Source organism: Streptomyces sp. NPDC056503, assembly GCF_042794995.1.
GTDB lineage: Bacteria > Actinomycetota > Actinomycetes > Streptomycetales > Streptomycetaceae > Streptomyces.
This window is the reverse complement of record NZ_JBHTST010000118.1, coordinates 1-13,127: the sequence shown is the minus strand read 5'-3', so window position 1 is coordinate 13,127 and position 13,127 is coordinate 1. Positions and strand designations below refer to the sequence as shown.

At 75.3% G+C, this 13,127-nt stretch carries 11 protein-coding genes; 6 read left to right on the top strand and 5 right to left on the bottom strand.

What is annotated here, in order from left to right; all coding sequences use genetic code 11:
- From ACFQ8C_RS28375 to ACFQ8C_RS28355, 5 genes are all read right to left on the bottom strand, one after another.
- A partial coding sequence (locus tag ACFQ8C_RS28375; RefSeq protein ID WP_383462584.1) for a right-handed parallel beta-helix repeat-containing protein occupies nt 1-2,460 on the bottom strand: 2,460 nt, incomplete at its 3' end.
- A 237-nt stretch (nt 2,461-2,697) separates the two neighbouring features.
- A complete protein-coding gene (locus ACFQ8C_RS28370; protein ID WP_383462582.1) occupies nt 2,698-3,306 on the bottom strand; it encodes a hypothetical protein in 609 nt (202 codons plus the stop codon).
- A gap of 86 nt (nt 3,307-3,392) precedes the next feature.
- A complete protein-coding gene (locus ACFQ8C_RS28365; protein ID WP_383462581.1) occupies nt 3,393-4,217 on the bottom strand; it encodes an MOSC domain-containing protein in 825 nt (274 codons plus the stop codon).
- Nucleotides 4,218-4,271: 54 nt separating this feature from the next.
- A complete protein-coding gene (locus ACFQ8C_RS28360; RefSeq protein WP_383462580.1) occupies nt 4,272-4,787 on the bottom strand; it encodes a DUF6643 family protein in 516 nt (171 codons plus the stop codon).
- A gap of 317 nt (nt 4,788-5,104) precedes the next feature.
- Nucleotides 5,105-6,361 (bottom strand): glycosyltransferase, encoded by a 1,257-nt coding sequence (locus tag ACFQ8C_RS28355; RefSeq protein ID WP_383462578.1) that lies wholly within the window; start codon nt 6,359-6,361, stop codon nt 5,105-5,107.
- A 58-nt stretch (nt 6,362-6,419) separates the two neighbouring features.
- Between ACFQ8C_RS28355 and ACFQ8C_RS28350 the strand changes: the two genes are divergently transcribed.
- From ACFQ8C_RS28350 to ACFQ8C_RS28325, 6 genes are all read left to right on the top strand, one after another.
- Entirely contained in the window at nt 6,420-7,217 is a 798-nt protein-coding gene (locus ACFQ8C_RS28350) for a glutamate racemase (RefSeq protein ID WP_383462576.1), read from the top strand.
- A 96-nt stretch (nt 7,218-7,313) separates the two neighbouring features.
- The gene (locus ACFQ8C_RS28345) at nt 7,314-7,874 is read left to right on the top strand and encodes a hypothetical protein (protein WP_383462574.1); all 561 of its coding nucleotides are present in this window, start codon (nt 7,314-7,316) and stop codon (nt 7,872-7,874) included.
- A 109-nt stretch (nt 7,875-7,983) separates the two neighbouring features.
- Nucleotides 7,984-9,597, top strand: coding sequence for an apolipoprotein N-acyltransferase (gene lnt, locus ACFQ8C_RS28340; RefSeq protein ID WP_383462573.1), 1,614 nt, complete (start codon nt 7,984-7,986; stop codon nt 9,595-9,597).
- Nucleotides 9,598-9,651: 54 nt separating this feature from the next.
- Nucleotides 9,652-10,134, top strand: coding sequence for an NUDIX domain-containing protein (locus ACFQ8C_RS28335; protein WP_383462571.1), 483 nt, complete (start codon nt 9,652-9,654; stop codon nt 10,132-10,134).
- 55 nt (nt 10,135-10,189) lie between these two features.
- The gene (locus ACFQ8C_RS28330) at nt 10,190-11,017 is read left to right on the top strand and encodes a 3-hydroxybutyrate dehydrogenase (protein WP_383462570.1); all 828 of its coding nucleotides are present in this window, start codon (nt 10,190-10,192) and stop codon (nt 11,015-11,017) included.
- A 79-nt stretch (nt 11,018-11,096) separates the two neighbouring features.
- Nucleotides 11,097-12,989: a helix-turn-helix domain-containing protein gene (locus ACFQ8C_RS28325; protein ID WP_383462568.1), complete on the top strand. Its 1,893-nt coding sequence runs from the start codon at nt 11,097-11,099 to the stop codon at nt 12,987-12,989.
- Nucleotides 12,990-13,127: the final 138 nt, after the last annotated feature.

The window sequence follows — 13,127 nt, the reverse complement described above, 5'->3', positions numbered from 1 at the left end:
TGGGTTTTGTTTTTTTTTTTTATCGTGCGGCGGTGGTGTTGGGGGGGGGGGGGGCGGGCGGGGGGTGCGTGGGTGGGGGGGGGGGGGGGGGCGCCCCCCCCCCCCCCCCGCGACCCGGCCCGCGTGCCGCTCCACCATCGACTCGAAGGTCTGCCGCGCGGTCCGCCCGTTGCCGAACGCCGAGCCCTTCGGCAGCTTCTCGAAGTACGTCAGGAGGGCGTCGTCCGTGCCCTCCGCGAGCCGGTACTCGTGGTCGTCCGCCTGCTGCCGCACGATCCGCAGCAGCTCCTCCGGCGTGTAGTCGCCGAAACTGATGGTCCGTGAGAAACGGGACGCCACGCCCGGGTTGACGGTCAGGAACCGCTCCATCTCGGCGGTGTAGCCGGCGACGATCACCACCACCGCGTCCCGGTGGTCCTCCATCAGCTTCACCAGCGTGTCGATCGCCTCGCGCCCGAAGTCCCGCCCCGAGTCCTCCGGCGACAGCGCGTACGCCTCGTCCACGAAGAGGACTCCGCCGCGCGCCCGGTCGAACGCCTCCTGCGTGCGGATCGCGGTCGAGCCGATGTGCTCGCCGACCAGGTCGACCCGGGAGACCTCCACCAGATGCCCGCGCTCCAGGACGCCGAGAGAGGCGAGGATCTCCCCGTAGAGACGGGCGACGGTGGTCTTGCCGGTGCCCGGGTTGCCGGTGAAGACCAGGTGGCGGCGGACCGAGGCGGCCTTCAGCCCCGCCTCCTGGCGCTTGCGGCCGACCTCGATCATGTTGGTGAGCGTCCGCACCTCGTGCTTGACGCTGTCCAGTCCGACCAGCCCGTCGAGCGCCCCGAGCACGTCGTCCGAGGACCTCGGCGCGGGGACGGGGGCGGGGGCCGGGGCGGGCGCGGCGGCGGCACGCGGCGGGGGGAAGGCGCCGAGCAGGCCGGGGGAGTGCTGGGCGGCGGTCAGGACCGGGGCCGGAGCCACCGGCTCGGGCGCCGGAGGGGTCCGGACGGCGCTCTCGTCGCCGGTGCAGTCCTCGACGACGGGACCGTCCTCGGGGAACTCGTACCCGCCGCGCGCGCACCGCTCGGTCCGGCAGCGGCGCAGCACCGTCCGGCACCCGTCCATCACGTGGAAGCCGTAGCCGCCGCTGCCCGTGACCCGGCAGCCCTGGAAGGTGCCCCGGCCCTCGGCCGACACGTAGAAACCGGCCTCCGCGGGGGAGGTGACGACACACCGCTCGACCGTGGGGTCGGCGCCCTTGGTGACGATGACGCCCGTCTGCACGGAGTCCACGGTGCAGTTGGCGAGGGTGCCGCCGCTGCCGTGGTCGCGGAACCACGCCCCCGTGGACGCCTCCTTGATCCGGCAGTCGTCGAGCTGGGCGGTGGCGCCGTCGCTCACCGACACGGCGGTGTTCCGCACCTGGGTGAGGTCGCTGTCCACGACGTCCACCCGGGAGCCCCGGTCGAGCACGAACAGCGCGTCCGGCACGTCGTGCACCCGGCACGCGTCGAGCACGGCGCTCGCCCCGTCGCTCACCCACACCGCCGGGTAGTCGCCGGTGCTGTCGTGGATCTCGCACTGGTGGGCGTCCACGCGCGTGCCCGGATCCCACACGGACAGGCCGTTGCGCCCGAAGCGCCGCACGGTCGACCGGGTGAGCGTGAGCACCGAACGGGACCGCAGGTCCACCGCGTTCTCCGGCACGTCGTGGATGTCGCAGTCCGAGAGCGTCAGCACGGCGTCGGTGTCCAGGGTGACGCCGTCCCCGGAGGTGCGGTGCACGGAGGAGTCGACGAGGTGGGCGGTGGCACGGGCCGCGATCTGGAGCCCGGCGCCCTTGATCTCGTACACCTCGCAGCCGACGCCCTCCAGGCCGCTGCCCTCGCCGGTGACGGCGATCCCGGCCCCGGAGGCGTGGTGCACCCGGCAGCGTTCGAGCCGGGGGTGCGCGCCGCCGCGCACGGCCACCCCGGCCTGCCCGGCCGCGACGACCTCGCACTCCTCGAACACCCCGCCGGCGCCGTCGACGGTCGCGATGCCGACGCCCGCCGGGTTGTCGACCGTGCAGCGCCGGGCGGTCGGCCTGGCCTGCCCGCGCACCTCGATGCCGGCGGCCGAGCGGGTCATGATCCGCAGGTCGAGCAGTTCGGGCGTGCCGTCCTCGACGAGCAGCGCCGGCGCCGCCACGTCCTGGCCCTCGATGTGCAGGTCCCGCACGATCGCCGAGGCGCGCAGCGTCAGCGGCACCCCGTCCGGCGGTGCGATCCGCACGGGTCCGGACCCGTCCTCGGGCCCCCGCAGGGTCACCGCCCGGGTCACGACGAGGTTCTCGCGGTAGGTGCCGGGCGCGATCGTGAGGACGTCGCCGTCGCCGGCCGCCTCCAGCGCGGCGGCGAGGGAGGCGTACTCGCCCGTGCGGCGCCGCCACCGCGACGTGCCGGTGTGCGTCACCTGGACCGTGCCCTGTGCCATGGGTGTGCTCTGCCCCCGCCTCGTGCGTCGACGCTGAACCGGATCCAGTGGACGGGATCCAAAGTTCTGGATCCGATGTCGTGGATCCAATGTCCTGAATCGTGGATCCGATGTTGTGGATCCGATGTCCGGGATCGTGGATCCGATGCCCCACCGTAGCGCGCGCGACGGCGCGGGGTTGACGGGTCGTCGAGCCGCACCCGTACGGGGCACGGAACCCAAGGTTCCAGGCAGGCGTCAGCTGCCGGTGCCGGTGCGTCCCCAGTCGGGGCCGACCGATTCCCAGGCGCGGTCCAGACGCGCGTACCGGCGGCAGCGCAGTCGGCGCATCACCAGTCGCCGGACGAGTTCGACGCCCGTTCCGGCGAGGACGGCCGCCATCAGGCCGACGAGGACGGCGTGGGCGCGGGCGGTGTCCTGGGCCAGCGGCGCCGCGACCGGCCGGCCGTCCCGGTCGGTCCAGAGGGCGAAGGCGTCGCCGGGCGCGGAGCTGCCGCGGGAGGTGGTCACCGTGCCCGTGCGGGAGGTGCCGTCGGGGGCGGTCCACCGGGCCACGACCGCGCGCCGGAAGCGCTGTTCGGCGGCCTGGTCGCTCGACGCGGCGGCGCCCGGCGGCGTCGGGGCGGGCCGGAGCACGTGCGCCGTGGTCTCCACGCGCCCCTGCTGCTGGGCGTGGACCGCGTGCTGGAGCGAGTGCTGCGCGGCGGCGCCGGCCGTCCAGCCGGCCACGGGCACCGCCAGGCACAGCAGGAGGGCGGCCATGAGCGCCACCCACGCCTCGACCAGGTCCGTCGTGCGGCGCAGGGGATTGTGGCGCCAGCGCCAGAGTCCGGTGACTGCGCGCATGTGCGGGCACCCCCTCGTTCGTCGCTCCTCCGACGAGTGTGCCCGCGGGGGGCCCGGTCCGCCTGTCGAGCGGGGCGGGCCGACGGTCAGTCGAGGATCTTCACCGGGTCGCCGACGCGGACGGTGCCGCGGTGTTCGGGGACGAGGTTCTGGCCGAAGACGAGCTTGCCGTCCAGCTTGCGGTGCCGGCCGAGGGTCCGCAGCGGCTCCTTGCCGCGCGCGGCGGTCGTCTGGTCGGTGGTGGTGACCACGCACCGCCCGCACGGCTTGGCCACCCGGAAGGTCACCTCGCCCACGGTGAGCCGGGTCCAGCCGTCCTCCGCCCACGCCTCGGTGCCGTCGACGACCAGGTTGGGCCGGAACCGGCTCATGGGCAGGGGGCCCTCGTGAGCGTGTTCGCCCTGCTCGATCAGCGCGTTGAGGGCGTCGAGCGAGGCGCTGGAGGTCACGAGCAGCGGGTAGCCGTCGGCGAGGCTGACGGTATCGCCGGGGAGCGCGTACGCCGGGTCGATGGGGCGCCGGTGTTCGGGCGCGTCCAGGTGCACGAGGCGCGCGTCGGTCTCCAGGTAGGCGGAGAACCAGGCGGCGGCCGCCTCCCCGGCGGGCACCGTCTCCACGTCCTTGTCGAAGATGTCCATGGTCAGCGTGGCCGAGGGCGCCGGCACGGCCACCACGAGCGGCTCACGGCCGGGCGCGGTCAGCCGCAGGCCGCCGTCCGGGAGGGGTTCGGCGGCGGCGAGGGCGAGCCGGGGGTGGCGGCGCTGGGTGATGACGGTGCCGCCGGCGTCGACGAGCGCCCATCGGCGGTCGTGTGCGAGGCCCCAGGGCTGCACCTCGGCCTCGGCGCGGTCGAGCGCGCGGAGGGCCTTCACCGGATGGACGTGGACGGAGCGGAGGACGGGATCAGCCATGGGCTCATCCTGCCAGCCGCTCCGTCCCCGGTGGGACCGGGTCCGCGGGGCCCGTCAGTAACCGGCGCCCTGGTAGGGGCGGTTGTACGGGTCGTGGTACTGCGCGGGGGCCGGGACCGGCGCCGGTGCGGGGCGCGGGGCGGCGGGGCGCATCGCCTCGTAGCCGGTGGGCACCGGCCGCGCCGGCTGGGGGACCGGTCCGCCCGGGTAGCCGCGCGGCGGAGCGGGCTGCTGGGGGATGTACGGCGTGGGCGCCGGCTGGAGCGGGGCGGGCGCCATCATCTGCGGGGCCGGCTGCGGGTATCCGTAACCGCCGCCGTGGTAGGCGGGCGCCGGCTGGGGGGACGGCGCGGACGGGAGGGCGGGCAGGGCCGCCGGGAGCGCCGGCAGGTAGGAGCCGGTCGGCGCGGGCGCCGGGTAGCCGACGGGGGCCTCGTACGCGGCGGGCACTCGGATCGGGGCGATCTGAGGCGTGCCCCGCTCCGCGACCAGGGAGTCGTAGATAGGGGTGTCCGGGAAGGACGGCGCGGTGTAGTAACCGCCTCCATAGCTGGAGCGGGGGGAGGTCATGGCACATAAGTTAAGCCCACGATCTGCTGATTGGGGAGCCTGCTCAACAGCTTCTTTGACGGGCTTCTCGTGGCTGTGGATCCCCAACCCGAGCGAACAGGCCAAAAACGGGCACTCCGTCGTCCCATGATCGCGCAAAACCCGAGCTGGGAGGGGGTTACCGATGGGTCGGCCCCCGAGGCGCCGGCCGCTCCCTCCCGGTATGAAGAACAGATAAAGAAAAAGCGTCCGGAAGGAGTGGGAGAAGCGATCTTGGGTATGCCGAATCGTCTATCCGGCACCGAAGAGCGAAGCGCACACGCGCCGAATTCGGCGGGTTACTCCCCGTGTCGGGGAGTGAATTCCCCGCCGCCCGCAGGCGTCCGGCCCCCCGAGTGGACCCGCCCCTTCCACTCCCCGCCCCGCCCCCGGTAGTGCCGCACCGCCGAATCCACCGTCATCAGCAGATAGAGGAGCGCGGTGAACGGCAGCAGCGGCGCCGTCCACACCGGCTGGCGGTAGTAGCGGAGGATCGGCACGTACGTCCCCGTCATCACCGCCCAGGCCGCGCCGCCCGCCCACGCGGCCGGCGCGTCCCCGGCCGCGAGGCCCGCCACGAGCGCGACGGGCGGCACCAGGTAGACGAGCACGAGACCGGCGGCCGTCCCCAGGAGCAGCGCCGGCCGGTAGCGGAGCTGGGCGTACGCGCTCCGCGTCACCATCCGCCACAGCTCCCCGAGCCCCGGATACGGGCGCACCGAGTCGACCCGCTCGGCGAGCCCCAGCCAGATCCGGCCCCCGGCCGCCCGCACCGCCCGCGCCAGCGACACGTCGTCGATCACCGCCGTACGGATCGCGTCCGGGACTCCGGCCGCCACCGCCGTCTCCGTCCGCAGCAGCACGCACCCCCCGGCCGCCGCCGTGGCCCGCGGCCGGGCGGCGTTGATCCAGCGGAAGGGATAGAGCTGGGCGAAGAAGTACACGAAGGCGGGGACCACCAGCCGCTCCCAGAAGCTCGACACCCGCAGCCGGGCCATCTGCGAGACCAGGTCCCGGTCGTCCTCCAGCGCGGCGGTCACCAGCCGGCGCAGGCTGTCGGGTTCGTGGGCGATGTCCGCGTCGGTGAGGAGCAGGAACTCCGGGCCGCGCGCGCGTGCCAGCGCCATCCCGTGCCGCAGCGCCCACAGCTTCCCCGTCCACCCGGGCCCGGGCTCGCCCGGCGACGCCACCCTGAGCGGCAGCCCGGCGTGGCGCGCGGCCAGCTCGACGGCCAGCCGGCCGGTCCCGTCCGTGCTCCCGTCGTCCACCAGGATCACCTCGGCCCGTCCCGGATAGTCCTGGGCCAGCAGCGACGGCAGGCTCAGCGGCAGCACCTCGGCCTCGTCGCGCGCGGGCACCACGACCACGACGGCGGGCCACTCCGTCCGCTCCACGCGCGCGGGGGCCCGGCCGGGACCCCCGCGCGCGCGGAGCCCGGCGGGGCCGGGACCGGTCCGCGGCAGGCGCTGGTCCGTGCGCCAGAAGAATCCCTGGCCGAGCAGGAGCCAGACCCAGACGACCAGGGAGGCGGAAGCGAACCAGGCGAGGGTGCTCATTTGCCGCAGTCTGCCCCAGAACGCCGGGGATACAGGGCCCATCGGCTAGGGTGACCGGGTGAAGATCGCGCTCATGGACTCCGGAATCGGCCTCCTCCCGGCGGCCGCCGCGGTGCGCCGGCTCCGCCCGGACGCCGAGCTGCTGCTCTCCAACGACCCCGACGGCATGCCGTGGGGACCGCGTACCCCCGAGGACCTCACCGCTCGCGCCGTCGCCGTCGCCCGCGCCGCCGCCGCCCACCGGCCCGACGCCCTGATCGTGGCCTGCAACACCGCCACCGTCCACGCCCTCCCGGCCCTGCGCGCCGCCCTCGAACCGGCCATCCCGGTCATCGGCACCGTCCCCGCGATCAAGCCGGCCGCCGCGGCCGGCGGCAAGGTCGCCATCTGGGCGACGCCCGCCACCACCGGCAGCGCCTACCAGCGCGGGCTCATCCGCGAGTTCGCCGAGGGGGCCGAGGTCACCGAGGTGCCCTGTCCGGGCCTCGCCGACGCCGTCGAGCACGCCGACCCCGAGGCGATCGACCGGGCCGTCGCCGCCGCCGCCGAGCTGACCCCGCCCGACGTCCGCGCCCTCGTCCTCGGCTGCACCCACTACGAGCTGGTCGAGGACCGCATCCTCGCCGCCCTGACCGTCCGCCGCCGCCCCGGGCTGCCGCCGCTCGTCTTCCACGGCTCCGCCGACGCCGTCGCCGCCCAGGCCCTGCGTCGCGTCGGTGCCGCCCCGGCCCCCGGGGCCGAGCCGACCGGCACCCTCTCCGTCCTGCTCAGCGGCCGCCCCGGCCCGCTCCCGGCGGCCGCCCTCGACTACGCCGCCGGTCGGCTCCTCGCCGCCGCCCCGGCTCCCTCCCTCTGACCTCGGATCCCCCGACCCTCCGGATCGTCACACAGAGTCACCATGTGACTCCGCTCCGGCGCGCTGAATCGGACATGTCTGGGTAATATTCCCGATATGAGGAAGGAATCCCGGCGCGTGCGCGCCGGCGGGCGTCCACCCGCCGTGTGGACCGGCCGCGCGACCAACCGCTTCCAGTGGGTCGCCGCCGTCGCCGGCGCCGCCTTCATGGGGCTCGGGATCACCCTCGCCGTCGAGTCCCCCTGGACCTCCGGCACCGCCGCGCTCGTCATGGCCGTCTTCGGCTGCGTCGCCGCCGGACTCCTCGTCCTCTTCGGCACCCTCGCCTTCGTCCACGTGGAGGTCCGCGTCGACGACCGGGCGATGGAGGTCCGCTGCGGCCACATCGGCGTCCCCCGCCGGACCATCCCGTTCACCGAGGTCGTCGACGCCGACTACGCCCCTCGGGTCACCCCCCGGCACTGGGGCGGCTGGGGCTACCGCTGGAGCCCCGACCGGGGCACCGCCGTCATCGTCCGCCGGGGCGAGGGGCTGGTGCTCCGTCTCGCCGACGGACGGAGCTTCACCGTGACCGTCGACGGCGCCGAGGGGGCGGTCGACTCCATCCGCGGTCAGCTCCGCCACCCGGCCCCGCCCCAGACCCCCGCCGGGGCCTGACCGGCACGCGCGCGTACGGGTGGCACGGACCCGCAGGGGGTGGCGCGGGGCCCGGACGCGCACGGTGCCGGACCGGGCGTCAACAGGCACGGCACGTACACTCCGCAAGGTGAGCACCACCATCACCCCCGAGGCGGCCGGCGCCGCCGACGACGCGCCCGCGACCGACGACCGGACGCGCCGCCTCGCGTGGGCCGCGCGGTTCGTCCGCCCCGGAACGGCCCTGCTCTCCGGCGTCCTGCTCTACCTGAGCTTCCCGCCGAGGCCCCTCTGGTGGCTCGCGCTGCCCGCCTTCGCGCTCCTCGGCTGGAGCCTGTACGGGCGCCGTCTCCGCGCCGGCTTCGGCCTCGGATACCTCGCCGGGCTCGGCTTCCTCCTGCCGCTCCTCGTCTGGACCGGCGAGGAGGTCGGTCCCGTGCCGTGGATCGCCCTCGCCGCCATCGAGGCGCTCTTCGTCGCCGCCGCGGGCCTCGGCATCGCGGCCGTCTCCCGTCTGCCCTGGTGGCCGGTCTTCGCCGCGGGGGTGTGGATCCTCGGCGAGGCGGCACGCGCGCGCGTGCCCTTCGGCGGCTTCCCCTGGGGCAAGATCGCCTTCGGCCAGGCCGACGGCGTCTTCCTCCCCCTCGCCGCCGTCGGCGGCACACCGGTGCTCGGCTTCGCCGTCGCCCTCTGCGGCTTCGGCCTCTACGAGGCCGTCCGCGTGGTCCGTCTCCACCGTGCCACCGGCGCCGTCCCGCGCGGACCGCTGGCCGCCGCCGCGCTCTCCGTCCTCGTCCCGGTCACCGGCGCCCTCGCCGCCCTGCCGCTCGTCAGCGACGCCCCCGAGGACGGCACCGCCACCGTCGCCGCGATCCAGGGCAACGTGCCCCGCCTCGGCCTCGACTTCAACTCCCAGCGCCGCCAGGTCCTCGACAACCACGCGGCCCGCACCCGCGAACTCGCCGCCGAGGTGAAGGCCGGGACGAAGCCCCAGCCGGACTTCGTGCTGTGGCCGGAGAACTCCTCCGACATCGACCCCTACGCCAACCCGGACGCCGCCGCCGTCATCGAGGACGCCGTCGACGCCGTCAAGGCCCCCACGGTCATCGGCGCCGTGATCGCCCCGCCCACCGGCAAGCTCCGCAACACCCTCATCCAGTGGGAGCCCGGCCGCGGCCCCGTCGCCACCTACGACAAGCGGCACGTCCAGCCCTTCGGCGAGTACATCCCCATGCGCTCGGTCGTACGCCTCTTCAACAGCAACGTCGACCGCGTCGCCCGTGACTTCGGCCCCGGCACCAAGGTCGGAGTCTTCGACCTCGCCGGCACCAAGGTCGGCCTCGCCACCTGCTACGAGGCCGCCTTCGACTGGGCCGTCCGCGACACCGTCACCCACGGGGCGCAGCTGCTCACCGTCCCCAGCAACAACGCCACCTTCGGCCGCAGCGAGATGACCTACCAGCAGCTCGCCATGTCCCGCGTCCGGGCCGTGGAACACAGCCGCGCCGTCGTCGTCCCGGTCACCAGCGGCGTCAGCGCCGTCATCCGACCCGACGGCGAGATCGTCTCCGAGACCGCGATGTTCACCCCGGACTACCTGGTCGAGGAGGTGCCCCTGCGTTCCACGCGGACGCCCGCGACCCGGCTCGGCACCCTCCCGGAGGCCCTGCTGGCCGCGGTGGCGGCCGCCGGACTCGGCTGGGCCGCGGCCCGTGGCGTACGGGCCCGGCGCGCCCGCTCCTGACTCCCGCGCCCGCCCGGGAACGCCCGCCCGGCAAGGTGATCTAGGGTCGGGCCCATGGCTACCCCTGACTTCATCCGAGAACTGCGCAAGACCGCCGGGCACCAGCTCCTGTTCCTGCCCGGGGTCAGCGCCGTCGTGTTCGACGACCGGGGCCGGGTCCTGCTGGGCCGCCGCGCCGACACCGGGGCGTGGGCGGTGATCGGCGGCATCGTCGAGCCCGGCGAGCAGCCCGCGGACTGCGCGGTCCGCGAGGTCGAGGAGGAGACCGGGGTGGTGTGCGTTCCGGAGCGGGTGCTCCTGGTGGAGACCCTGCGCAAGCCCGTCGTCTACGCCAACGGGGACGTCTGCCAGTACATGGACGTGGCCTTCGCCTGCCGGGCCGTCGGCGGCGAGGCCCGGGTCAACGACGACGAGTCGATCGACGTCGGCTGGTTCGAGGTCGACGCCCTTCCCGAGATGAAGCGTTTCTCCCTGCGGCGGATCGAGAAGGCGCTCGCCGACGAACCCACATGGTTCCGCACCACTCAGGCGGACTGAAGTATGGATCGGCAGCACATCGGTAGGGTCGCGAGCCGTTCATAGGGTGCGGGGCATGAGCGCTCCCACGACCGCCGCCGATCCCTCCGCCCCGGCCGGGCTGCCGCGTCCGGCCGCCCTCGCCCTCGACCTCGGCGGCCGCACCGCGCTCGTCACCGGCGCGGCCGGCGGCATCGGGAGCGCCGGCGCGCTCCGGCTCGCCGCCGCCGGGGCCCGGGTCAGAGCCGTCGACCGGGCCGCCGAGGGCCTGGCGGAACTCGCCGCGCGGGCCGGCGGCCTGCCGGGAGCCGTCGAACCCCACCTCCTGGACCTCACCGACCTGGACGCCGCCGAGGAGGCCGCGGCCGGCGCCGACATCCTCGTCAACAACGCCGGCCTCCAGCTCGTCCGCCCCCTCGAAAGCTTCCCTCCCGAGGTCTTCCACACCGTCCTCACCGTGATGCTGGAGGCCCCCTTCCGGCTCATCAGGGGCGCCCTGCCGCACATGTACGCCCAGGGCTGGGGCCGCATCGTCAACCTCTCCTCCGTCCACGGCCTGCGCGCCTCCGCCTACAAATCGGCGTACGTGGCCGCCAAGCACGGCCTGGAGGGCCTCTCCAAGACCGCCGCCCTGGAAGGCGCCCCGCACGGCGTCACCTCCAACTGCGTCAGCCCCGGCTACGTCCGCACGCCCCTGGTCGAACGGCAGGTCGCCGACCAGGCCGCCGCCCACGGCATCCCCGAGGACCGCGTCCTCACCGAGGTCGTGCTCAGGGACTCGGCCCTCAAGCGGCTCGTCGAGCCCGAGGAGGTCGCCGAGGCCGTCCTCTACCTCTGCGCCCCCCAGGCCTCCTTCATCACCGGCACCTCCCTCACCCTCGACGGCGGCTGGACGGCCCACTAGCGACGCCCCCGCACGAGTTGTCCACAGGAGCGGTCCACAGGGTGGTGCGACCACACTCCCGGCGGGTATTCCTGTGTCCATGTCCCACGAACACGTCTCCTATCTGGAACTCCTCGCCCGGGGAGCCGCCACGGAGGCATACGACCGGCCCGTGCTCCTCGCCCGCGCGAGCGGCGCGGGGCCCGAGGCGCTGGCCGGGCTGGAGGAGGCGAAGCAGCTCGCCCTGCGGGTGCGGGCGGAGCTGGAGGGCCGGCGGCGCCGCGAGGCGGAGCTGTCCGCCCTCTTCGCCACCGCTCACGACCTCGCGGGACTCCGTGACCTCGACGCCGTGCTGCGCGCGATCGTCCAGCGCGCCCGTGCCCTCCTCGGCACCGAGGTCTCCTATCTGAGCCTCAACGACCCGGTGGCCGGCGACACCTACATGCGGGTCACCGAGGGCTCCGTCTCCGCCCGCTTCCAGCAGGTCCGGCTGGGCATGGGCGAGGGGCTCGGCGGCCTGGTCGCGCAGACCGCCCGCCCCTACGTCACCGCCGACTACTTCGGCGACGACCGCTTCCAGCACACCGGCACCATCGACTCCGCCGTCCGCGACGAGGGCCTGGTCGCGATCCTCGGCGTGCCGCTCAGCCTCGGCAGCCAGGTCATCGGGGTGCTCTTCGCCGCCGACCGCCGCGCCCGGGTCTTCGAGCGCGAGCAGGTCGCCCTCCTCGGCTCCTTCGCCGCCCACGCGGCCGTCGCCATCGACACCGCCAACCTGCTCGCCGAGACCCGCTCCGCCCTCGCCGAGCTGGAGCGGGCCAACGACATCATCCGCGAGCACAGCGCCGTCATCGAGCGCGCCTCCGAGGTCCACGACCGCCTCTCCGAGCTGGTGCTGCGCGGCGGCGGCGTCCACGACGTCGCCGAGGCCGTCTCCGAGGTCCTCGGCGGCACGGTCGAGTTCACCGAGGCCTCCGCGGGCGGCGCCCGCCGGACCGGCGGACACGCGGTCCGCGAGGGCGACGACTGGGTCGCCGCGGTCTCCGCCGGTGGCGAGCGCCTCGGCGCGCTCGTCCTGCGCGGCCGGCCCGACCTCGACCCCGTCGACCTGCGCACCCTGGAGCGGGCCGCGCTCGTCACCTCCCTGCTGCTGCTGGCCCGCCGCTCGGCCGGCGAGGCCGAACAGCGGGTGCGGGGCGAGCTGCTCGACGACCTCCTCGACGCCCCCGACCGCGACCGCCGTCTGCTGCGCGAGCGCGCGGCCCGCCTCCGTACCGACAGCGACGCCCCGCACGTGGTGCTCGCCGCGCGCGTCGACCGGGCCGGGCCGACCGCTGACGCCGGGGAGCCCGGCCGCGAGAGCGCCGACCGGCAGCGGCTCTGGTCCGCCGCCTCCCACCTCGCCGCCACCCGCAGCGGCCTCGCCTCGGCCCGCGACGGCGGTACGGTCCTCCTGCTGCCGCTGGGCCCCGGCGAGGACGCCGCAGAGCTGGCCCGCCAGACCGCCCGCCACCTCGGCGGCGCCCTGCGCGAACCCGTCACCGTCGGCGCCTCCGCGCCCGTCCTGGCACCCCTCGACCATCCCGACCGGGTGGCGGGCGCGTACCAGGAGGCCCGCCGCTGCCTCGACGCCCTGGGGCTGCTGCACCGGGCGGGCGAGGGCGCGGCCGCCGAGGACCTCGGCTTCCTCGGCCTGCTGCTCGCCGACGGCCGGGACATCGGTGGCTTCGTGGAGCGGACGATCGGCCAGGTCGTCGCCTACGACCGCCGGCGCGGCACCGACCTGGTGGGCACCCTGGACGCCTACTTCGCCAGCGGCATGAGTCCGGCCCGCACCAAGGACGACCTGCACGTCCACGTGAACACCGTGGCCCAGCGCCTGGAGCGGGTGGGCCGGCTCCTCGGCCCGGACTGGCAGTCGCCCTCCCGCGCCCTGGAGATACAGCTGGCGCTCCGCCTGCACGCCCTCTCCTCGGCCGTCTCCCGGGACTGAGACGGCGGGGCCCCGCGCCCCGGCGGGGCGCGGGGGCCGGGCCCCCGCGCGCGGGGCCGGGGGGGGGGCCGCCCCCGGCGGGGGCCGCCCCCCGCGCGTCGGCCCCCGGGGGGTGGGGGGGGGGGGGGGCCCCGGCGC

Bases quoted from the DNA above. Each gene is read 5' to 3' on its own strand.
- ACFQ8C_RS28370 (WP_383462582.1), bottom strand. From the start codon at position 3,306: ATGCGCGCAGTCACCGGACTCTGGCGCTGGCGCCACAATCCCCTGCGC.
- ACFQ8C_RS28345 (WP_383462574.1), top strand. From the start codon at position 7,314: ATGAGGAAGGAATCCCGGCGCGTGCGCGCCGGCGGGCGTCCACCCGCC.
- ACFQ8C_RS28330 (WP_383462570.1), top strand. From the start codon at position 10,190: ATGAGCGCTCCCACGACCGCCGCCGATCCCTCCGCCCCGGCCGGGCTG.
- ACFQ8C_RS28365 (WP_383462581.1), bottom strand. From the start codon at position 4,217: ATGGCTGATCCCGTCCTCCGCTCCGTCCACGTCCATCCGGTGAAGGCC.
- ACFQ8C_RS28335 (WP_383462571.1), top strand. From the start codon at position 9,652: ATGGCTACCCCTGACTTCATCCGAGAACTGCGCAAGACCGCCGGGCAC.
- ACFQ8C_RS28355 (WP_383462578.1), bottom strand. From the start codon at position 6,361: ATGAGCACCCTCGCCTGGTTCGCTTCCGCCTCCCTGGTCGTCTGGGTC.
- ACFQ8C_RS28360 (WP_383462580.1), bottom strand. From the start codon at position 4,787: ATGACCTCCCCCCGCTCCAGCTATGGAGGCGGTTACTACACCGCGCCG.
- ACFQ8C_RS28325 (WP_383462568.1), top strand. From the start codon at position 11,097: ATGTCCCACGAACACGTCTCCTATCTGGAACTCCTCGCCCGGGGAGCC.